Consider the following 20,505-nt stretch of genomic DNA (forward strand, 5'->3'; position numbering starts at 1 on the left):
TGGAGGTTCCCCGCATGACCGATACCGTAGCCATCCTGACCGGCGCATCCCGAGGCCTGGGCGCCGCCCTGGCGCGCGGCCTGCTCGCGCCGGGCACGCGCCTGATCACGCTTGCCCGGCGCGCCGATCCCGACCTGGAGGCCGCCGCCCGGACGCGCGGCGCGAGCCTGGAACAGGTGCAGGTCGACCTGTCCGATCCGGCCGCGGCCGGGGCCGCCGCCAAGCGCCTGTGCGCCGCGCTGCCGCGCGATGCGCGCCGCTACCTGCTCATCAACAATGCGGGCACCGTCAGCCCGGTGGCGCAGGCCGCCGGCCTGACCGACGGCGCGGCCATCGCCGGCGCGCTCAATCTCAACGTCACGGCCGTCGTCCTGCTGACCGCCCGCTTCGTGGCGGCCTTGCAGGGCCTGCCGGCCGACCGCCGGGTGCTCAACATTTCCTCGGGCGCCGGCCGCAACCCGAACGCGGGCTGGGGCGTCTATTGCGCCGCCAAGGCCGCGCTCGACATGTACAGCCGCGTGCTCAAGCAGGAGCAAGGCCAGGACGGCGTGCGCGTGGTCGCGCTGGCGCCCGGCATCGTCGACACCGACATGCAGGGCGCCATCCGCGCCAGCGACCCGGCCGATTTCCCCGCCCTGGAACGCTTCAGGGAATTCCACGCCACCGGCAAGCTGTCCGCGCCCGCCGACGTGGCTGCCCGCATTCTCGCCTACCTGGATCGCGACGATTTCGGAACCACCGAAATCGACGACATCCGCAACTACCAGTAATCCACCATGACCGACCAATCGCCCGCCCCGACCGCCCAGGATGAAAACCGCTTGATCGCCGAACGGCGCGCCAAGCTGGCCAGACTGCGTGAAACCGGCGTTGCGTTCCCCAACAATTTCGTGCCCGATGCGCACGCCGCCGACCTGCACGCCAGGTACGACGGCCTGGACCAGGAGGCGCTGACGGCCGCGGCGGTCACGGTCAAGGTGGCCGGCCGCATGATGCTCAAGCGCGTCATGGGCAAGGCCAGCTTCGCCACGCTGCAGGACGGCAGCGGCCGCATCCAGATCTACCTCGAGCGCGGCACGCTCGGCGAAGAGGCCTACGCCGCTTTCAAGCAATGGGACATCGGCGACATCATCGCCATCGAGGGGCCGGTCTTCAAGACCAACAAGGGCGAGCTGTCGGTGCACGCCAACTCGGCACGCCTGCTGTCGAAGTCGCTGCGTCCGCTGCCCGACAAGTTCCATGGCGTGGCCGACCAGGAGCTGCGCTACCGCCAGCGCTACGTCGACCTCATCATGACCGACGCCACCCGCCGCACCTTCGAGGCGCGCAGCAAGGCCGTCGGCGGCATCCGCCAGGCCATGCTCAATGCGGGCTTTCTCGAAGTCGAGACGCCGATGCTGCACCCGATTCCCGGTGGCGCGGCGGCCAAGCCCTTCGTGACCCACCACAATGCGCTGGACATGCAGATGTTCCTGCGCATCGCGCCCGAGCTTTACCTCAAGCGCCTGATCGTCGGCGGCTTCGAGCGCGTGTTCGAAATCAACCGCAACTTCCGCAACGAGGGGGTGAGCCCGCGCCACAACCCCGAGTTCACCATGATGGAGTTCTACGCCGCGTACGCCGACTATCGCTGGCTGATGGACTTCACCGAGGACCTGATCCGCCAGGCCGCGATCGCGGCCACCGGCAGCGCCGTGCTCAGCTACCAGGACCGCGAGCTGGACCTGTCCCAGCCGTTCGACCGCCTGACGATCTGCGAAGCCATCCTGAAGTACGCCGAGGGCTATACCCAGGCGCAGCTCGACGACCCCGCGTTCGTGCGCGCCGAGCTCAGGAAACTGGGAGCCAACGTCGAGGGTCCGCCGCTGGCGCGCGCCGGCCTGGGCGCGCTGCAACTGGCGCTGTTCGAGGAAACCGCCGAAGCCAAGCTGTGGCGCCCCACCTACATCATCGACTACCCGGTCGAGGTCTCGCCCCTGGCGCGCGCCTCCGACACCCGCGACGGCATTACCGAGCGCTTCGAACTGTTCATCACCGGACGCGAAATCGCCAACGGCTTCTCCGAGCTCAACGACCCTGAAGACCAGGCCGAGCGTTTCCGCGCCCAGGTCGAGGCCAAGGACGCCGGCGACGAAGAAGCCATGTACTTCGACGCCGACTACATCCGCGCGCTCGAATACGGCATGCCCCCCACCGGCGGCTGCGGCATCGGCATCGACCGCCTGGTCATGCTGCTGACCGACAGCCCCAGCATCCGCGACGTCATCCTCTTCCCGCACCTGCGCCGGGAAGACTGACCCGCGCCGGCCCGCCATGCTTGCCAAGATCATCCTGCGTGCGTGGCGGCGCTGGCCTACCTCCTGCTGTCCCGGCGCGCGCGTCCCGCCGCCGCGCCGCGGCCGCTGCGCGCGCTGCCGGCCGGCCGCCGGCGCATGCCCCTGTACCTCGGCGTCGCCGCGGTGCTGGCCCTGGCCGGCGCACTGCTCAGCGCTTTCCTGTTGGTGACCGCCATGGCAGGCGGCAGCGGCGGCGGCTATCGCGGCCAGGCCGATTTCCTGCAACCGGTCGCCATCGTGCTGCTGGCCATCGGCGTGGTCTGCGCCATCGCGGCGCTGGTGTCGTTCTTCCGCCAGCGCGGCTAGTTGTGAACTGTCAATAGGTTGTATTCGTCCAGGTTGAGTCTGGAGATGGGTACAGCGCGCCCGATGCCTTGGTGGGGTCGCTGCCAGTTGTAGTGGTGTAGCCAGGATTTCATGGCATCGGCTCGGTGTTGGGAGTTCTGGTAGGTGTGAGCGTAAGCCCACTCACGCAAGGCCGACTGGATGAAGCGTTCGGCCTTGCCATTGGTCTGTGGGCGGTAAGGTCGGGTAAAGCGGTGCTTGATGCCCAGCTCATGGCACAGCGCGGCGAAGGCGCGGCTGCGAAAGGCCGAGCCATTGTCGGTGAGCAAGCGCTGGATGGTCACGCCCAGGCGCTGGTAGTAGGCCACTGCGTCCTTGAGGAACTGGACGGCGCTGGGGAAGCGCTCGTCGGGGTGGATGTCGGTGAAGGCCACGCGGGCGTGGTCATCGATGGCCACGAAGACGAAGTCCCAGCCGGCCCCCTCAACGGTATCGCGTCGGTTGCCCGTGACCCGGTGGCCAGGGCGCTGGATACGTCCCAGCTTCTTGATGTCGATGTGCAGCAGATCGCCGGGGGCCTGATGCTCGTAGCGCACCACCGGCTCGGCCGGCTCCAGGTCGGCCAGGTGCGACAGACCGGCGCGGGCCAGGACGCGGCTGACGGTGCTGGCTGACACGCCCAGCGCCTGGGCGATGCGCGCTTGGGTCAGCCGCTTGCGGCGCAGCTCCACGATAGCCAGCGCCTTGGCCGGCGCAATCGCTCGGGGCGAGACCGTCGGGCGCGAGGACGCATCGGCCAAGCCCGCCTGGCCCTGAGCCAGGAAGCGGCCCAGCCATTTGCGCACAGTCGGCGCGGTGACCCCATAGGCGCGGGCCGCTTCAGGCACACAAACTTGATGGGCGATCAATTGCTGGACCATTTCGAGTCGACGTAGGAAGGTCAATCGGGCATGCTTATGGGTGTTCATCCGGCCGGGCTCCTTGAGTGAACTGGGGGATCGGCGATTTCCAGTTTCTCAAATCCGGTTCGGATGAACCATGCATACAACCTATTGAATCTTCACAGCTAGTCAACCGGATTGGCTTGTTGCATGCCTATTTCGTAATATTTTGAATATTTCAAATAAAACTAACTACACTATACAAAACCGTGTCTTCCGTCCCCCAACCTGCCTTCGTCATGTCCATTTCCCGGCGGCTTTTCCTCAGCGTCGTCCTGCTGGCGGGCCTGCTGGTCATCGGCACCCAGGCTGCCGGGCTGGCGGCGAACTACCGGGCGTCGGTGGAACGCCAGAAGCGCCATGTCGAAACAGCGGCTGCTTCGCTGGCCTGGGTGCTGTCGCAATCGCATACGACGCCCGCGCAATGGCAGACCCTGGCGACCGACCTGCAGCGGCATGGCGGCTATGCACTGGTGCGCATACAGGAGCACTACACCGGGCGGATGATCGAGGCGGGCCAGCTCAGCGAGGCGCCGGCGCGCGCCGACGGCTCGCTGCAGCAGGGCCGCGCCTCGCAGATCGTGGCCACGCGCACCTTCCGCTCGGCCGACGGGACCTATGTCGGCTCGGTCGCCGTCTACAACCCGGTCATCCCGATCCTGGAAGCCCCCTTCCTCACCGAGAGCGTGGCGCAGCTGGTGCTGATCGTCGCCGGCCTGCTGATCTGGTACAGCTATATGTCGCGCCTGCACGACAGGCTGCAACGCGGTCCGCTGAAACGGCTGGCCCACAACCTCGCCCATATCGGACAGGCCGGCGTCGATCCGAAACTGGCCGAAGGCCTGCCGCGCGAACTGCAGCCGCTGGGCACGGCCCTGGTCCAGTCGCACCAGCGCGTCCATGACCAATTGAGGCAGCAGCGCGCCCGCATCGACGCGCTGGAGAACGAGACGTACCACGACCCGGTCACGCGGCTGCCGAACCGCAAGTTCTTCAACGAAAGCCTGCGGCGCGCGGTGCAACGCGACGGCGGCGTCGATGGCCACCTGCTGATTTTCCGGCAGCGCGACATGGCGGAGATCAACCGCCAGATGAAACGCGAGGCGACCGATCAATGGCTGCGCCTGGCCTGCGCGCAACTGAGCAAAACCATCAAGGAGCAGGCCGGCGCCGGCGCGGTGCTCGTACGCATCAACGGTTCGGACTTCGCCGCCCTGCTGCCCGGCCTGCCCTCGCCGCGCGCGGCCGTGCTGGCCGAAAGGCTGCGGCGCGAACTGCGCGTGCTGCGCCTGCCCCTGCGCACGCACGGGTGGTGCCGCTGGGCCATGGTGCTCACGCCCTATACGGTGGGCGAACAAGTCAGCGACATCCTGGCTCGGCTGGACCATGCGCTGATGCGCGCGGAAATCGCCGAGAGCGACGAAGTCGAGCCCGCGTTCAGCCAGACCGGCAATCGTATCGATGGCGAGTACGGCTGGCAGGACATCCTGACGCGCGCGCTCGAACAACACCGCTTCTTCCTGACGCTGTACCCGCGCCAGGATGCCGAAGGCCAGGTGCTGCATACCGAAGCGCAACTGACGCTGCGCGACCAGGATTCGCCCGAACCCCTGCACGCGCAGCTGTTCATGCCGCCGGCTGCGCGCCTGGGGCTATCGGCCGATTGCGACATCCAGGCGATCCGCATGAGCATGGACCAGCTGGTCGCGCGCGACGGCGACATGGTCGTGCGGGTGTCGCTGCCTTCGCTCGAGCAGGCGCATTTCCTCAAGCGGCTGGAGGACGTGCTGCGCGATCGTCCGGAACAGGCCGGGCACCTGATCATAGAAATCGACGCACACGGCCTGGTCGACTACTTCCACAACGTACAGGCGCTGTGCGAGATCGCCGCGCGCACCGGCGTGCGGGTCGGCGTACGCCGGCTGTCCGAACAGTTCGCGGCGCTGGAGCGCTTGCACCAGCTGCCGCTGGCGTACCTGAAGATCGGCGGATCGTTCGTCCAGGGCATCACCCGCAGCCCCGGCAACCAACAGCTGGCCGACACCGTCATCCAGGTGGCCCGCACCCTGGACATACCAGCCTATGCCGAAGACGCCGAAGAGCCGGTGGCGCGCGAGCTGCTGCAGGCGATCGGCTTTCGTCTCATGCAGGAGACCGACAACGCCGACTTCCTGGCGCCTCGCCACAACTGGATCGCCGACCTGCCCGCCGCCCCGGCCGCCGCCGAGGACAACGGCGACACGGCCGCCCACGCGCCCACGCGGACGCGCGCCACCGACGGGCGGCCCTGGCCGCCCCATGAACTGGGCATGCAGCGCAAGCGCCAGGAACAGTCGGACCGGCGCCTGGCCGAAGTGGCGCGCGCGCTGGAGGCGCAGCGCCAGGTCCACGCGCTGCTGTCGCACGAACTGCGTACGCCGGCGGCCACCATCAGCGCGGCGGCCCAGTCGCTCGAAATCATCCTGGCCGGCAGCGGACAGGAAGTCGACAGCCGGCTGGCGCGCATCCGCCGGGCGGTGACGCGCATGATCGAACTCATGAACCAGGTGCTCAGTCCCGAGCGCTTGCGCCGCGACCAGGCCCTCACGCTACGGCCCGAACCGATCGAGCTGGGCGAACTCGCGCGCGACACGGTCGAAGGCATGCGGCTGGATACGGCGCATCCGCTGGTCCTCAATGCCGAGGCCGCGGTGCCGGCCTGGTGCGACCCGCTGCTTACGGCGCTGGTGCTGCGCAACCTGATCCACAATGCGGTCAAGTACTCGCCGGCCGACCAACCGGTGCATATCGATGTGGGCCTGTCGTACGGCGCGCACGGCGCCACGGCCTGGGTGGCGGTCACCGACCATGGCCCGGGCATCAGCGACGACGAATCGCAACGGATCTTCGAAGAGCATTACCGGCGGGCCGCCCACCGCGAAACGCCCGGCAGCGGACTGGGGCTGCACCTGGCGCGCCAGATCTGCCAGAGCCAGGACGGCACCTTGACCGTGCAGACCCAGCTTGGCCAGGGCGCGCGCTTCGTGATGACCTTGCCGACTCCCGGCCAGGCCTACACCGACGGCGGCAACGCTCAGGCGGCGAACACGTAGCCCTGGCCGCGCACCGACAGCACCGGCAACTTGAAACCGGCCGACTGCGCCTTGGCGCGCAGGCGGCTGACCATCACGTCGACACGGCGCGGCTCGAAGTCATCGGGATTGCCAGGCTGGAAAGCCTCGGCCAGCATCTGCCGCGTGACGGCATCGCCGCCGCTTTGCAGCAAGGAGGTCATGAAGATGCGCTCCTGCGCATTGAGATGCAGCGACACGCCATCGGGCCCCACCAGCACCCAGCCGCCTTCCTGCAGCGACCAGCCACCCACGCCGCGCTGCGTGTCGCCGGCGGACGCGGGCGCCTGGCCCTGTGCGCCACGCGCCAGGCGCATGCGGCGCGCCAGGCTGCGGATCACCGAACTGAGCTCGAGCAGGTCGACCGGCTTGGTCAGGTAGACATCGGCGCCGCCTTCGAGCCCGCGCACGCGGTCCTCCAGCGCGCCCCGGCCGGTCAGCATGACAATCCCCGTCGTGCTTTGCGCGCGCAGGCGCGTGGCGACGGAAAAGCCATCCTCGCCCGGCACATTGGCATCAAGAATCACAATATCGCAGGACTGCGATTGCAAGAATCGATACAGGGACGGCGCGTCGCCGCACGCGCACACCACGTTGAACCCGTACCCGCCAAGGCCCAACGCCAACTCGTCGCGAAAGTCCTCATCGTCTTCAAGCAACCCGATACGCAGGAGTCCATCTGCAACCAGCATAGGCACCTCAACTCGGAAACCATCGGATCGGCCGCATTGGAAAACCATTCCGCGCAGCGCGACGCGTTACTCGCAAATTATTACAAATTTTACTTATATTTGGGAGGATTTTCCCGAGTTTATTTCTTGACGTGAATCAATCAGGACGAACAACTGACTTCCAGCCCAGCTGCCCAGTCTGGTGCCAATCCGGCGTATGCGTCGTACCCTGGCTGGTGTTTGTAGGGATTACGCAACAGTTTGAGCAGAATATCGATCTCGCCGGCATCGCCCCTGGCTGCCGCGCGTATCGCCTGCTCGGCCAAATGGTTGCGCAATACATACAGTGGATTGACCTCGTCCATGGCCGCGGCGCGCGCCTGGGCGGCTCGTCCGTCGCTTGCGTGGCGCGCGGCCAGCCGGTCGTACCAGGCGCCGGCGGCCGCCCGGTCGATGAACGAATCCTCGAACGGCTGGCGCTGCCCGCGCACCGCCTCGCCCAGGCGACGAAACGCAAGCGTGAAATCGGCGCCTTGCTGGTGCATCAGCTGCAGCAGGTCATCGAGCAGGGTTTCATCCTCGGGCAGGAATTGCGGCAAGCCCAGCTTGCCCGCCATGCGGCCGTGAAACGCCTGCGTGAACACGGCCTCGTAGCCATCGAGCACCGCCCGCAGCGCCTCGGGATCGGGCGCCAGCGTATGCAGGCTGCTGGCCAGCCTGTAGAGATTCCACAGGCCCACCGACGGCTGGCGATTCCAGGCGTAGCGCCCCTCGCTGTCGGAGTGGTTGCAGATGTGGCCGAGCTGGAACGTGTCCATGAACCCGTACGGCCCATAGTCCAGCGTGAGGCCGAGAATGGACATGTTGTCGGTATTCATCACGCCGTGGCAGAAACCGACCGCCTGCCAGTCGGCCATCAGGAGCGCTGTGCGCCGGGTGACCGCCGCCAGCAGGCCGAGAATCTCGCCATGCTCGCCGTCCAGCCGGCCCGCGCCCGCCACGCGGCATTCGGGGTAGAACCTGTCGATGACGTAATCGGCCAGCACGCGCAGCTGTTCCGGCTGGCGGCGCGCCGACCAGTGCTCGAACGAGCCGAACCGCACGAAGCTGGGCGCCATGCGCGTCACCACGGCGGCGGTCTCGACGGTCTCGCGCATGACCGGGTCATCGGACACCACCAGGGCCAGGGAGCGCGTGGTGGGAATGCCCAGGCCATGCATGGCCTCGCTGGCCAGATACTCGCGCACCGACGAGCGCAACACCGCGCGCCCATCGCCCATGCGCGAATACGGCGTCATGCCCGCGCCCTTGAGCTGCAGCTCCCAGCCGCCGGCGGGGCCGCGCACCTCGCCCAGCAAGTGGGCCCGCCCATCGCCCAGCTGGCCCGCCCATACGCCGAACTGGTGGCCGCTGTAGACCGCCGCCAGCGTATCGCCGCCCGGCAGCGGGGCATGGCCGGAAAACACATCGAGGAACGCCTGGGTGGAAAACTCCGCCGGGTCCAGCCCGATCAGGGCCGCCGCCTCGGCATTGGCGTGCAGCAGCCGCGGCGCGGCCGGCGGGCGCGGCTGCAGGCGCGTATAGAACTCGGCCGGCAACGCGGCGAAGCTGTTGTCGGTAGGCAGATCCTGCAGGCGTAGCCATTTCATGCGCGCGACCTCCGGGCGGCCCGCTTGGCCGGCCTGACATACAGGATGGCGCACAGGAAAAAACCGCCGGACAACACGATTTCAACGCCGCCCAGGGCCGCCGACAGCGGCGCCGGATCGGACATGGCGCGCACCACGCCTTCCATCAGGTACAGCAGCACCAGCATCGCCGCCCACTGGAATGTATAGAGATTGCCGCGCAGCACGCCGCGCAGCGGAAACGCCAGCGGCAAGGCCTTCAGGAACAGCCACGACCCGCCCGGGCGGATCGGGGCCAGCACGGTTTCCCAGGCCACGCACAGCACGATCAGGGCCAGCAGACAGGCCACCGCGCCACGGCGCAGCGTCGGGTTGAGTTCAGCATTCATGCTGCTATTATCGCCTGATGGAGCCTCACGCCGAATCCGCCGCCGCCGGACAGGCGGCCCCGCCCGAAAAACGGCGCGCCTCATGGTTCACGCGCATGGGCCGGGTCGTGCGCTTCGCTGGCCAGCGCGCCGACGAGCAGAAGCTGCTGCAGGTGGCCTCGAGCCTGACGTTCACCACCGTGCTGGCCATCGTGCCGATGCTGGCCGTCGTGCTGTCGCTGTTCACGGCGTTTCCCGTATTCCAGGAATTCCGGGTTGCGCTGGAAGACTTCCTGGCCAACAGCCTGATGCCTCCGTCGGTTTCCGACAACATCATGGACTACCTCAACCAGTTTGCCCGCCAGGCCACGCGCCTGACGGCCATCGGCGGCGCGTTCCTGATCGTCACCTCGCTCTTGTTGATCATGACCATCGACAAGACCTTCAACGACATCTGGCAGGTGACCCGCCAGCGCCCGCTGCCGCAGCGCGCCCTGGTCTACTGGGCCGTGATCACGCTGGGTCCGGTGGTCGCCGGCGCCAGCCTGTGGGCCACCTCGTTCGTGGCGCGCGAATCGCTGGGCCTGGTGCGCGATGTGCCCGAAGCGGTCAGCGTGGCGATCTCGTTCATCCCGCTGGTGCTGACCGGACTGGGCTTTGCCGCGCTGTTCGTGGTGGTTCCGAACCGCCGCGTGTACTGGAAGGACGCGCTGGTGGGCGGCTTCGGCACCGCCATCGTGCTCGAGCTGATGAAGGCCGGCTTCGCCTATTACCTGACGCGCTTTCCGGCCTACACGGTCATCTACGGCGCGTTCGCGACGCTGCCCATCTTCCTGCTGTGGATCTACCTGTCATGGCTGGCGGTGCTGTTCGGCGCAACGGTGGCCGCCAGCGCGCCGCTGATCCGGCTGGGCCGCTGGGAGATCAACCGGCACGCGGGCGCCCCCTTCATCGACGCGCTGGGCGTGCTGCGCGTCCTGCATGCGGCGCAGGGCAGCCGGCCGGCCGGACGCAGCGCCAACGCGCTGGCCAAGCGTCTGCGGCTGCACCACGACGAATTGAACGCCGTGCTCGAAGCGCTCGAGGACATGGGGCTGGTGGCGCGCACCGCCGAACAGCGCTGGGTCTTGACATGCGACCCGCGTACAACCACGCTGGAACCTGTATTCGACCGTTTCCTGCTCGATCGCGGCCAACCGCGGCTGCGCGACGAGCCCGAAATCGCGGCGGTTGCCGCCGGCGTATTGGGGCAAGGTCCGGACCCGACACTGGCAGATCTTGCCGGGGTGGCGCAAAATACGGATATCGGCCCCGCCGCGGCGGTTCTGCAGCTGGAGACGGGCAAAAAGTAGCAAAGCGGGCGCACCCAGCGCCCCGGGAGGAACATCATGTTGAAAGTCAGCGAGATTCTGCGCGTCAAGGGTGACACGCTATACACCGCGTCGCCCGATACTCACGTGTCCGTGGCGGTACAGACCATGAGCGAGCAGGATATCGGCTCGCTGGTCATCATGGAATCGGGAATGCTGGCCGGCATGCTGACCTTCCGCGAAATCATCCGCCATATCGACCAGCATGGCGGCAACGTGGGCGACACCACCATCCGCGCCATCATGGACGACGCGCCGGTCAGCGTGTCGCCCAACACGAGCGCCGACGAAGTCCAGCGCCTGATGCTGGAAAAGCACGCGCGCTATATCCCCGTGATGGACGGCCCCACCCTGTTGGGCGTGATCTCGTTCTACGACATGGCCCAGGCCATCGTGGCCGCCCAGCAATTCGAAAACAACATGCTGAAGGCCTACATCCGCGACTGGCCGATGGAGTCGGCGCCGTCCAAGCCCTGATACGGCAGCGCTAGATGTGAAGATTCAATAGGTTGTATGCATGGTTCATCCGAACCGGATTTGAGAAACTGGAAATCGCCACCCCCCCAGTTCACTCAAGGAGCCCGGCCGGATGAACACCCATAAGCATGCCCGATTGACCTTCCTACGTCGACTCGAAATGGTCCAGCAATTGATCGCCCATCAAGTTTGTGTGCCTGAAGCGGCCCGCGCCTATGGGGTCACCGCGCCGACTGTGCGCAAATGGCTGGGCCGCTTCCTGGCTCAGGGCCAGGCGGGCTTGGCCGATGCGTCCTCGCGCCCGACGGTCTCGCCCCGAGCGATTGCGCCGGCCAAGGCGCTGGCTATCGTGGAGCTGCGCCGCAAGCGGCTGACCCAAGCGCGCATCGCCCAGGCGCTGGGCGTGTCAGCCAGCACCGTCAGCCGCGTCCTGGCCCGCGCCGGTCTGTCGCACCTGGCCGACCTGGAGCCGGCCGAGCCGGTGGTGCGCTACGAGCATCAGGCCCCCGGCGATCTGCTGCACATCGACATCAAGAAGCTGGGACGTATCCAGCGCCCTGGCCACCGGGTCACGGGCAACCGACGCGATACCGTTGAGGGGGCCGGCTGGGACTTCGTCTTCGTGGCCATCGATGACCACGCCCGCGTGGCCTTCACCGACATCCACCCCGACGAGCGCTTCCCCAGCGCCGTCCAGTTCCTCAAGGACGCAGTGGCCTACTACCAGCGCCTGGGCGTGACCATCCAGCGCTTGCTCACCGACAATGGCTCGGCCTTTCGCAGCCGCGCCTTCGCCGCGCTGTGCCATGAGCTGGGCATCAAGCACCGCTTTACCCGACCTTACCGCCCACAGACCAATGGCAAGGCCGAACGCTTCATCCAGTCGGCCTTGCGTGAGTGGGCTTACGCTCACACCTACCAGAACTCCCAACACCGAGCCGATGCCATGAAATCCTGGCTACACCACTACAACTGGCAGCGACCCCACCAAGGCATCGGGCGCGCTGTACCCATCTCCAGACTCAACCTGGACGAATACAACCTATTGACAGTTCACAGCTAGACCGCCGGCAGCGGATCGGCGCAAGCGTCGCGCTCGCGCGGCGCGCCCTGCAGGCTGCGCCATGCCTCGTACAACAACGACGGGTCATTGGCCGCCAGCCGCACCGGGTCCGACAACAGGCGGCGCCAGCGCCGCGCCCCCGCCTGTCCGTTCACCAGGCCCAGCAAGGGCCGCGTCATCACGCGCAGCGGCACGCCGCGCGCAATCTGCGTCGCGGCGTATTGCATCATTGCATCGACCACCTGCGCGTCGCTGGGCAGCCGTATGGCCGGCCACCATTGCAAGGACACCTCGGACAGGACCCGCGGCGTATGCCAGGCCGCGCGACCGAGCATCACGCCGTCAAACTCGCCGGCCACCGCCTGCGCGGCCTGCGCATCGGCCAGCCCGCCATTGAGCACGATCACGCAATCGGGAAAATCGCGCTTGAGCTGGCGCGCCACGTCGTAGCGCAGCGGCGGAATCTCGCGGTTGTCCTTGGGGGACAGGCCCTTGAGCACCGCGTTGCGCGCGTGCACCACGAACACCCGGCAGCCGGTATCGTAGATCTGGCCCACGAAATCGCGCACGAAGCCATATGACTCGTCATAGTCCAGGCCCAGCCGGTGCTTGACCGTGACCGGGATGTCGACGGCGTCCTGCATGGCTTTCATGCAATCGGCGACCAGCGCCGGCTCGGCCATCAGGCAGGCGCCGAAGGCGCCGCGCTGGACCCGTTCGGACGGACAGCCGCAGTTCAGATTGATTTCGTCGTAGCCCCACTGGCGGCCCAGCCGCGCGGCCTGCGCCAGCGCATCGGGCTCGCTGCCGCCCAGCTGCAGGGCCACCGGATGCTCGGCGGCATCGAAATCCAGGTGCCGCGCCACATCGCCATGCAGCAGCGCGCCGGTCGTGATCATCTCGGTGTACAGACGCGCGCGCGGCGCCAGCAGCCGGTGGAAATAGCGGCAATGGCGGTCGGTCACGTCTATCATCGGGGCGACGCACAGTCGCCAGTCGGGAGAGCTCAAGAATCACTCGCAGGGCAAAAACATGCCGTATTTTACGGCCTGCGGGCCGGGCCGCCGGCCGCGGCCACGCGTCCGGTGGTCTACAATCCCCGCGCAGCGCAGCGATAAGCGTCTCTCCAACCCCTCACCCCGCAGATCAATGGCCGTTTTCACTTCCGTTTCCGACCAGGACGCCCGCACCCTGCTGGCCCGCTTCGACCTCGGAGACCTGGTTTCACTGCGCGGCATCACCGCCGGCATCGAAAACACCAACTTCTTCCTGAATACGACCCGCGGCGAGTACGTACTGACGCTGTTCGAGGTGCTGACGCAGGAACAGCTGCCGTTCTACATCGAACTGATGTACCACCTGGCCGCGCGCGGCATCCCCGTCCCCCAGCCGCAGACGCTGCGCGACGGCACGCGGCTGACCACCCTGCACGGCAAGCCCTGCGCCATCGTCACCCGCCTGCCGGGCGGCTACGAGCCCGCTCCGGGCCCGGACCACTGCCGCCTGGCGGGCGCCACGCTGGCGCGCGCCCACCTGGCCGGCCAGGACTTCCCGCTGCGCCAGCCCAACCTGCGCGGACTGCCCTGGTGGCAGGCCACGGCGCCCAAGGTGCTGCCGTTCCTCGAGCCCGGGCAGGCGCGCCTGCTCGAGGCCGAGCTGGCGGACCAGCAGGCCCATGCTGCCACCGCGCTGTGGCAATCGCTGCCATCCGGCCCGGCCCATTGCGACCTGTTCCGCGACAACGTGCTGTTTGCCGGCACCTTCGACGACCCGCTCATGGGCGGCTTCATCGATTTCTATTTCGCGGGCTGCGATACGTGGCTGTTCGACGTGGCGGTCAGCGTCAACGATTGGTGCATCGTGCGCGACACCGGCGAATTCGTGCCCGAACTGGTGCACGGCTGGCTGCAGGCCTACGCCGAGGTCCGCCCGTTTACGGACGCGGAACGCCAGGCCTGGCCCGTCATGCTGCGCGCCGCCGCGCTGCGCTTCTGGCTGTCACGCCTGTACGATTTCTACCTGCCCCGTCCGGCCCAGACCCTCAAGCCGCACGATCCGCGGCACTTCGAAAGAGTGTTGCAAGCGCGCCACCGCCATCCGGCCCCCGACTTGCCCAAATCGGAGGCAGCCGCATAATGTTGGTTGAGTGTTCTGTCCCCGTCCATTCGTAGCGAAACCTATGCAAGCAGTATCTCTACCTGCGATTTCCGGCTGGCAATGGGTGCGTGACGGCCTGCGCCTGTTCATGAAACAACCGCTAGCCATGTTCACCTGGGCGATGGCGATCAGCCTGTTGCTGCTGTTCGCCACCTACACGCCACTGGTGGGCCCCTTGCTGTTCGTGGCGCTGATGCCCAGCATCACGCTGATGACCTTGTCGGCCTGCAAGCACGTCGAAGCCGACCGCGTCATGCTGCCCTCGATGTGGTTGCAGCCGCTGAAAAAGCCCGGCGTATTCAAGAAGCTGTTCCTCATGGGCATGCTGTACGTCGGGCTATGCCTGGCCGCCGGCCTGCTGGCGTTCCTGCCGTTTTCCAGTTCGCTGGCCGAAGGCGTCCGCATGGCCTCGGCCAACAACCTCGCGCCCATCATGACGGCCATGCGCGCGCCGCTGCTGGTGTTCACCGCGCTTTACGTGATCATCGCCGCCGTGTTCTGGCATGCTCCCGTGCTGGTGGGCTGGCACGGCCTGCGGCTGTTGCAGGCGCTGTTCTTCTCGGGTATTGCCTGCTGGCGCAACAAATGGCCGTTCCTGGTGTACGGCGTGGTCTGGATCCTGGTGTTCCTGTTCATCGACCTGTGCATCGGCCTGCTGATCGGCATGGGCGTGCCCGACACGCTGGCCGGCACCTTGCAGGTTCCCGTCACCATCATCGCGGGCGGCGTGCTGTATTGCAGCTTCTACCCTGCCTATACCTCCGTGTTCGGGGTCAATGACGCCCACGCGGGTCTCGACAACAGCGACAGCGCGCACGCATAGCGCGCCGCGCCAGGGCTTCAGCCCGCGCACCAGCCGCAACACGCGGCCGTCGCGGCCGACGAACGCCACGTCGATGGCATAGGCCATGCCCCAGGTATGGACAGCCCGGCATGGCGCCATCAACAGGCCGCTGCGCGGCCCCGGAGGGCGGCGCCGGCCCAGCAACCCGACCAGCCGTCCACGCCAGCCGCGTGCGCGCGCCAGCCGCAGGCGCGGGCGCATCACGGGCCACCCTGCAACAACGCGTACCCGATCGGGAATGCCAGCACGATGAACGTGCACGGGAAGATGCACGCGATCAACGGCAACAGCATCTTGACCGGCGCCTCCATGGCCAGGCGTTCGGCCCGCTGATGGCGTTCTGCGCGATAGCGCGTGGCCAGGCCGCGCAACATGGGCCCCAGGCTCATGCCCTGCGCGTCGGCATGCGCCAGCGCTCCTACCCAGGCCCGCACGGGCGGGCTGTCGGCCCGCGCCGCCAGCGCCTGCATGGCCTGGCGGCGCGGCACGCCGGCACGCATATCGCACAGGGCCTGGACCAGCAGCTCGCGCAGCGGGCCCGGCGGCCCGTGACTGGCCGCCTGCTGCAAGGCGCCGTGCATGCCGAGGCCCGCTTCGGCGCACAAGGTCATGAGGTCGAGGATGAATGGCAGTTCGCGCGCGATGCGCTGTCGCCGCCGCGCCGCGCAGCGGCGCAGCCACAGCGCCGGCCAGGCGCCTGCCGCGCAGGCGGCCGGGGCAAGCGGCAGCCATGCCCGCCAGCCATCGGCCAGGCTGGCGGCTGTCACGGCGACGACGCCCCCTAGCTGTGAACTGTCAATAGGTTGTATTCGTCCAGGTTGAGTCTGGAGATGGGTACAGCGCGCCCGATGCCTTGGTGGGGTCGATGCCAGTTGTAGTGGTGTAGCCAGGATTTCATGGCATCGGCTCGGTGTTGGGAGTTCTGGTAGGTGTGAGCGTAAGCCCACTCACGCAAGGCCGACTGGATGAAGCGTTCGGCCTTGCCATTGGTCTGTGGGCGGTAAGGTCGGGTAAAGCGGTGCTTGATGCCCAGCTCATGGCACAGCGCGGCGAAGGCGCGGCTGCGAAAGGCCGAGCCATTGTCGGTGAGCAAGCGCTGGATGGTCACGCCCAGGCGCTGGTAGTAGGCCACTGCGTCCTTGAGGAACTGGACGGCGCTGGGGAAGCGCTCGTCGGGGTGGATGTCGGTGAAGGCCACGCGGGCGTGGTCATCGATGGCCACGAAGACGAAGTCCCAGCCGGCCCCCTCAACGGTATCGCGTCGGTTGCCCGTGACCCGGTGGCCAGGGCGCTGGATACGTCCCAGCTTCTTGATGTCGATGTGCAGCAGATCGCCGGGGGCCTGATGCTCGTAGCGCACCACCGGCTCGGCCGGCTCCAGGTCGGCCAGGTGCGACAGACCGGCGCGGGCCAGGACGCGGCTGACGGTGCTGGCTGACACGCCCAGCGCCTGGGCGATGCGCGCTTGGGTCAGCCGCTTGCGGCGCAGCTCCACGATAGCCAGCGCCTTGGCCGGCGCAATCGCTCGGGGCGAGACCGTCGGGCGCGAGGACGCATCGGCCAAGCCCGCCTGGCCCTGAGCCAGGAAGCGGCCCAGCCATTTGCGCACAGTCGGCGCGGTGACCCCATAGGCGCGGGCCGCTTCAGGCACACAAACTTGATGGGCGATCAATTGCTGGACCATTTCGAGTCGACGTAGGAAGGTCAATCGGGCATGCTTATGGGTGTTCATCCGGCCGGGCTCCTTGAGTGAACTGGGGGATCGGCGATTTCCAGTTTCTCAAATCCGGTTCGGATGAACCATGCATACAACCTATTGAATCTTCACAGCTCGCTGTGTACAGCCGGACCGCGGGCCCTGTCACTTATACCGCCCTCGGTCGGCCAAGCATCCATGGAGGCTGCAATGGGTTGGTTGACCGACAATTTTGGCGCACCAGCAACGGCGACAAGCGAAGTGGAGGCGGCACCCGCCTATCACATCTATCGTGCACATGCAGTTCAGGCCCGTCAGGTAGACGAACTCATCGGCCTGGTAAAAGGCGTGCTGGCCGATGGCGCAATATGCCAGGAAGAAGTTGCCTTTCTGCTGCGATGGATGCAGACCAATCAGAATGCATCGAACAAGTGGCCCGCAAAGGCCCTTTATCCACGCATTGCTGCGACGCTGGCCGACGGGCATATGGATGCGAAGGAAGAAGCCGAGATCATGGCGCTACTGCTGGCAACCGTGGGGAGCGAAGACGCGGCGGGACAGCCCGCCATCAACAAGAGCACAGCTCTGCCGTTGTGCAGTCCCGTACCGGATATTCATTTCGACGCACATACTTTCTGCTTCACTGGAAAATTTACGAGCGGCACGCGGGACTGGTGCTCACAACAAGTAGTGGAACGCGGCGGCTCCAGCTTGAGCAATGTCACCAAGAAGCTGGACTATCTGGTCATTGGCGAACTGGGCAATCCCGACTGGCTCCACTCAACTTTCGGATTGAAAATCAAGAAGGCGGTGGATTACCGGAGTTCAGGCGTCGCGCTGCGCATCATCAGCGAACAGGCCTGGTACGAGCATCTGCTGTCATGAAGCCCACTGACGCGCTGCACATACCGGCCACAGAGCCACGTCGCGAAGGATTGACAACCGCCCAACGTTGGCACGGACCCGACTCAGGGTTGATCGCCTGTTGGGAGCGCGGACGAGACAAGGCCCTGGAAGATCCTAGTCTGGCACGACGTGCGCGAAGCGGCGAACTACCTGTCCTTCCCTGGCGTGGTGGCGGCGACAAAGCATTGAAAACCGCTGCGCGCTACGGCACCTATCAATACTTGGCAATGTGGCTAGGACTGCGGGGGGAGGATTTACACATCGATCCGACGCACGAGACCACCCGTACGTGCACACGCCACGGCACGACTGTCACGTTCACCTCGGATATCAACAAATTCTGTCCAGTCAGTGCCGACAAGGACGAGATGCCAATATCGGTCGCCGACACTCGCAGCAGTTGATCATTACAAGCAGCGTCGGAGCGTGGTACGACCTCCTATGCCCGGATATACCTCCAGCCCTCGTCCTGCAGCAGCGCGAGCGCCAGCACCGCCGCCTGGGGCAGCGCGCGCTGGGGCGCGCGCGCCGGCCGGTCTAGGTGTGAAGATTCAATAGGTTGTATGCATGGTTCATCCGAACCGGATTTGAGAAACTGGAAATCGCCAACCCCCCAGTTCACTCAAGGAGCCCGGCCGGATGAACACCCATAAGCATGCCCGATTGACCTTCCTACGTCGACTCGAAATGGTCCAGCAATTGATCGCCCATCAAGTTTGTGTGCCTGAAGCGGCCCGCGCCTATGGGGTCACCGCGCCGACTGTGCGCAAATGGCTGGGCCGCTTCCTGGCTCAGGGCCAGGCGGGCTTGGCCGATGCGTCCTCGCGCCCGACGGTCTCGCCCCGAGCGATTGCGCCGGCCAAGGCGCTGGCTATCGTGGAGCTGCGCCGCAAGCGGCTGACCCAAGCGCGCATCGCCCAGGCGCTGGGCGTGTCAGCCAGCACCGTCAGCCGCGTCCTGGCCCGCGCCGGTCTGTCGCACCTGGCCGACCTGGAGCCGGCCGAGCCGGTGGTGCGCTACGAGCATCAGGCCCCCGGCGATCTGCTGCACATCGACATCAAGAAGCTGGGACGTATCCAGCGCCCTGGCCACCGGGTCACGGGCAACCGACGCGATACCGTTGAGGGGGCCGGCTGGGACTTCGTCTTCGTGGCCATCGATGACCACGCCCGCGTGGCCTTCACCGACATCCACCCCGACGAGCGCTTCCCCAGCGCCGTCCAGTTCCTCAAGGACGCAGTGGCCTACTACCAGCGCCTGGGCGTGACCATCCAGCGCTTGCTCACCGACAATGGCTCGGCCTTTCGCAGCCGCGCCTTCGCCGCGCTGTGCCATGAGCTGGGCATCAAGCACCGCTTTACCCGACCTTACCGCCCACAGACCAATGGCAAGGCCGAACGCTTCATCCAGTCGGCCTTGCGTGAGTGGGCTTACGCTCACACCTACCAGAACTCCCAACACCGAGCCGATGCCATGAAATCCTGGCTACACCACTACAACTGGCATCGACCCCACCAAGGCATCGGGCGCGCTGTACCCATCTCCAGACTCAACCTGGACGAATACAACCTATTGACAGTTCACATCTAGGCGGGCCAGCGTATTGGGGCACAGCCAGGTATGCGCATCGGCCGGATGAGGCGGCGCATCCAGCGCGGCCGCGACGGCCGCGGCGTTGGCGACGATGCGCACTTGCGCGCCCGGCGCCTCCTTGAGCAGGTTGGCGGCGTTGTTGCGGGCGCGTTCGAACGCGCCCGCGGTGGGGGCATGCAGCAGCACGCGCACGCACGAGGCGGCCGTCATCACAAGGCCCCGAAAAGCTGCGGCAACAGCGCCGGCGGCGCGCCGGTGCGCTTGCGCACGCGGCCGCCCTCCTCGCGCCAGACGATGGCCGGCGTGGCGCGCAGGCCCCATTGCGCCATCAGCGTTTCGTTGGCATTGAGCCGTGCCGCAATCTCGGCCGGGATGTCGGCCAGCGGCTGGATGCCGCGTTCGTCCAGGGGTTTGCGTTCGCCCGCGGCCAGGGCGCGCGTGTTGCTGGCGACGTGGCCGGCCTCGTGGTCGTGCAAGGCCTTGGCCGGATCGGGCGCGGCCAGGATGGCGGCCGCTTTGCCTTCGCTGCTGGCGGTCAGGATGCCGACCGGGATATGCCGCAGCTGCACCTTGCCGGCCTCGACCCAGGGCCGCGCATCGGCCCACAGCTTGTTGCAGTACGGACAGTTGGGGTCGGTGAATACATACACGATGCGCGCCGCGCCGGCCTTGCCATCGGCCACCCAGGCGCTTTGCTCCAGCGCGCTCCACAGCTTGTCCGACAGCGCGGGCTCGATGGCCTGTTCGAGGGCGGCCTGGGTCACGTCGCGGCCCGCGGCGTCGAACATGGTGCCGACGATGACATGCTTGCCATCGGGCGTGGCGTACAGCGCGACCGGACGGTCGCCGGCGTGCGCGGCCCAGGCGGTCAGCCCGCCGGGCGCGGGAAAGGTGCCGAGGATTTCAATGCCGTGCTGGGCCAGCGCCGCGACGGGCGCCGGCGGCTGCTGGGCCTGCGCGGCGCCGGCGGCCAGCGCGGCGCCGGCGAGCACGGCGCAGGCGCGCCGCAAACCGGCGGCCGCGCGCGGCAGGATGGGATCGGACATGACGGACGGACTCC

Annotated in this window: 21 protein-coding genes and 2 pseudogenes; 11 read left to right on the forward strand and 12 right to left on the reverse strand. The window is 67.0% G+C overall.

What is annotated here, in order from left to right:
• Window positions 1–14 precede the first annotated feature (14 nt).
• Genes BN118_RS11785 through BN118_RS11795 form a run of 3 tightly spaced genes read left to right on the forward strand, consistent with a single transcriptional unit; the run spans window position 15 to window position 2,642 of the window.
• Window positions 15–770 carry an SDR family oxidoreductase gene (locus tag BN118_RS11785; RefSeq protein ID WP_010926447.1) on the forward strand — a complete coding sequence of 252 codons (756 nt, stop codon included), beginning with the start codon at window positions 15–17 and terminating at the stop codon, window positions 768–770.
• Between the two features lie 6 nt (window positions 771–776).
• Window positions 777–2,297 (forward strand): lysine--tRNA ligase, encoded by a 1,521-nt coding sequence (lysS, locus tag BN118_RS11790; protein ID WP_010930190.1) that lies wholly within the window; start codon window positions 777–779, stop codon window positions 2,295–2,297.
• Window positions 2,298–2,339: 42 nt separating this feature from the next.
• Window positions 2,340–2,642: a hypothetical protein gene (locus BN118_RS11795; protein WP_014905875.1), complete on the forward strand. Its 303-nt coding sequence runs from the start codon at window positions 2,340–2,342 to the stop codon at window positions 2,640–2,642.
• Here BN118_RS11795 and BN118_RS11800 read toward each other — a convergent pair.
• Window positions 2,639–3,589 (reverse strand): IS481-like element IS481 family transposase, encoded by a 951-nt coding sequence (locus BN118_RS11800; protein WP_014905645.1) that lies wholly within the window; start codon window positions 3,587–3,589, stop codon window positions 2,639–2,641. The genes BN118_RS11795 and BN118_RS11800 overlap by 4 nt on opposite strands.
• Before the next feature lie 212 nt (window positions 3,590–3,801).
• Here BN118_RS11800 and BN118_RS11805 point away from each other — a divergent pair, with 212 nt between their 5' ends.
• The gene (locus BN118_RS11805; RefSeq protein WP_014905876.1) at window positions 3,802–6,654 is read left to right on the forward strand and encodes an EAL domain-containing protein; all 2,853 of its coding nucleotides are present in this window, start codon (window positions 3,802–3,804) and stop codon (window positions 6,652–6,654) included.
• Here BN118_RS11805 and BN118_RS11810 read toward each other — a convergent pair.
• From BN118_RS11810 to BN118_RS11820, 3 genes are all read right to left on the reverse strand, one after another.
• Entirely contained in the window at window positions 6,636–7,364 is a 729-nt protein-coding gene (locus BN118_RS11810) for a response regulator transcription factor (protein ID WP_010930182.1), read from the reverse strand. The genes BN118_RS11805 and BN118_RS11810 overlap by 19 nt on opposite strands.
• A gap of 140 nt (window positions 7,365–7,504) precedes the next feature.
• Entirely contained in the window at window positions 7,505–8,992 is a 1,488-nt protein-coding gene (locus BN118_RS11815; protein WP_014905877.1) for a protein adenylyltransferase SelO, read from the reverse strand.
• The gene (locus BN118_RS11820; RefSeq protein WP_010930180.1) at window positions 8,989–9,360 is read right to left on the reverse strand and encodes a DUF2069 domain-containing protein; all 372 of its coding nucleotides are present in this window, start codon (window positions 9,358–9,360) and stop codon (window positions 8,989–8,991) included. Before BN118_RS11820 ends, BN118_RS11815 begins: the two co-directional genes overlap by 4 nt.
• Window positions 9,361–9,377: 17 nt before the next feature.
• On the opposite strand from BN118_RS11820, the gene BN118_RS11825 reads away from it, so the two are divergent.
• Window positions 9,378–10,691, forward strand: coding sequence for a YihY family inner membrane protein (locus BN118_RS11825; RefSeq protein WP_003812701.1), 1,314 nt, complete (start codon window positions 9,378–9,380; stop codon window positions 10,689–10,691).
• A 36-nt stretch (window positions 10,692–10,727) separates the two neighbouring features.
• Window positions 10,728–11,186 (forward strand): CBS domain-containing protein, encoded by a 459-nt coding sequence (locus BN118_RS11830; protein ID WP_003812703.1) that lies wholly within the window; start codon window positions 10,728–10,730, stop codon window positions 11,184–11,186.
• Here BN118_RS11830 and BN118_RS20210 read toward each other — a convergent pair.
• Entirely contained in the window at window positions 11,141–11,281 is a 141-nt protein-coding gene (locus BN118_RS20210) for a hypothetical protein (protein ID WP_155120815.1), read from the reverse strand. The genes BN118_RS11830 and BN118_RS20210 overlap by 46 nt on opposite strands.
• Before the next feature lie 17 nt (window positions 11,282–11,298).
• Between BN118_RS20210 and BN118_RS11835 the strand changes: the two genes are divergently transcribed.
• A complete protein-coding gene (locus BN118_RS11835; RefSeq protein WP_010930179.1) occupies window positions 11,299–12,249 on the forward strand; it encodes an IS481-like element IS481 family transposase in 951 nt (316 codons plus the stop codon).
• Here BN118_RS11835 and dusA read toward each other — a convergent pair.
• Window positions 12,246–13,259, reverse strand: a complete 1,014-nt coding sequence (gene dusA / locus BN118_RS11840; protein WP_010930178.1) for a tRNA dihydrouridine(20/20a) synthase DusA — start codon at window positions 13,257–13,259, stop codon at window positions 12,246–12,248. The genes BN118_RS11835 and dusA overlap by 4 nt on opposite strands.
• Before the next feature lie 139 nt (window positions 13,260–13,398).
• Between dusA and BN118_RS11845 the strand changes: the two genes are divergently transcribed.
• Together BN118_RS11845 and BN118_RS20810 are read left to right on the forward strand one after the other, a co-directional pair.
• A complete protein-coding gene (locus BN118_RS11845) occupies window positions 13,399–14,385 on the forward strand; it encodes a homoserine kinase (protein WP_003812707.1) in 987 nt (328 codons plus the stop codon).
• A gap of 43 nt (window positions 14,386–14,428) precedes the next feature.
• Window positions 14,429–15,229 carry a BPSS1780 family membrane protein gene (locus BN118_RS20810; RefSeq protein WP_010930177.1) on the forward strand — a complete coding sequence of 267 codons (801 nt, stop codon included), beginning with the start codon at window positions 14,429–14,431 and terminating at the stop codon, window positions 15,227–15,229.
• Between the two features lie 9 nt (window positions 15,230–15,238).
• On the opposite strand, the pseudogene BN118_RS20815 reads toward BN118_RS20810, so the two are convergent.
• From BN118_RS20815 to BN118_RS11860, 3 genes and pseudogenes are all read right to left on the reverse strand, one after another.
• Window positions 15,239–15,451: pseudogene (locus BN118_RS20815) on the reverse strand (DUF192 domain-containing protein); the annotation flags it as partial.
• Window positions 15,451–16,143, reverse strand: coding sequence for a type II secretion system F family protein (locus BN118_RS11855; RefSeq protein WP_372587812.1), 693 nt, complete (start codon window positions 16,141–16,143; stop codon window positions 15,451–15,453). The pseudogene BN118_RS20815 and the gene BN118_RS11855, both read right to left, overlap by 1 nt.
• The gene (locus BN118_RS11860; RefSeq protein ID WP_005012067.1) at window positions 16,032–16,982 is read right to left on the reverse strand and encodes an IS481-like element IS481 family transposase; all 951 of its coding nucleotides are present in this window, start codon (window positions 16,980–16,982) and stop codon (window positions 16,032–16,034) included. The genes BN118_RS11855 and BN118_RS11860 overlap by 112 nt, the downstream gene beginning before the upstream one ends.
• A gap of 174 nt (window positions 16,983–17,156) precedes the next feature.
• Here BN118_RS11860 and BN118_RS11865 point away from each other — a divergent pair, with 174 nt between their 5' ends.
• Window positions 17,157–17,831, forward strand: coding sequence for a BRCT domain-containing protein (locus BN118_RS11865; RefSeq protein ID WP_014905878.1), 675 nt, complete (start codon window positions 17,157–17,159; stop codon window positions 17,829–17,831).
• A gap of 460 nt (window positions 17,832–18,291) precedes the next feature.
• Here the strand turns inward: BN118_RS11865 and BN118_RS19565 are convergent, their stop codons facing one another.
• Window positions 18,292–18,474, reverse strand: a complete 183-nt coding sequence (locus BN118_RS19565) for a hypothetical protein (protein WP_080019440.1) — start codon at window positions 18,472–18,474, stop codon at window positions 18,292–18,294.
• 17 nt (window positions 18,475–18,491) lie between these two features.
• Here BN118_RS19565 and BN118_RS11870 point away from each other — a divergent pair, with 17 nt between their 5' ends.
• Window positions 18,492–19,442, forward strand: coding sequence for an IS481-like element IS481 family transposase (locus tag BN118_RS11870; RefSeq protein ID WP_005015810.1), 951 nt, complete (start codon window positions 18,492–18,494; stop codon window positions 19,440–19,442).
• Here BN118_RS11870 and BN118_RS11875 read toward each other — a convergent pair.
• Window positions 19,437–19,658, reverse strand: a pseudogene (locus BN118_RS11875) (hypothetical protein); the annotation flags it as partial. The gene BN118_RS11870 and the pseudogene BN118_RS11875 overlap by 6 nt on opposite strands.
• Complete coding sequence (gene dsbG / locus BN118_RS11880; RefSeq protein ID WP_014905879.1) at window positions 19,655–20,491, reverse strand: thiol:disulfide interchange protein DsbG; 837 nt, start codon at window positions 20,489–20,491, stop codon at window positions 19,655–19,657. The pseudogene BN118_RS11875 and the gene dsbG, both read right to left, overlap by 4 nt.
• Window positions 20,492–20,505: the final 14 nt, after the last annotated feature.

This window comes from Bordetella pertussis 18323, from assembly GCF_000306945.1.
GTDB classification, from domain to species: Bacteria; Pseudomonadota; Gammaproteobacteria; order Burkholderiales; family Burkholderiaceae_B; genus Bordetella; species Bordetella pertussis.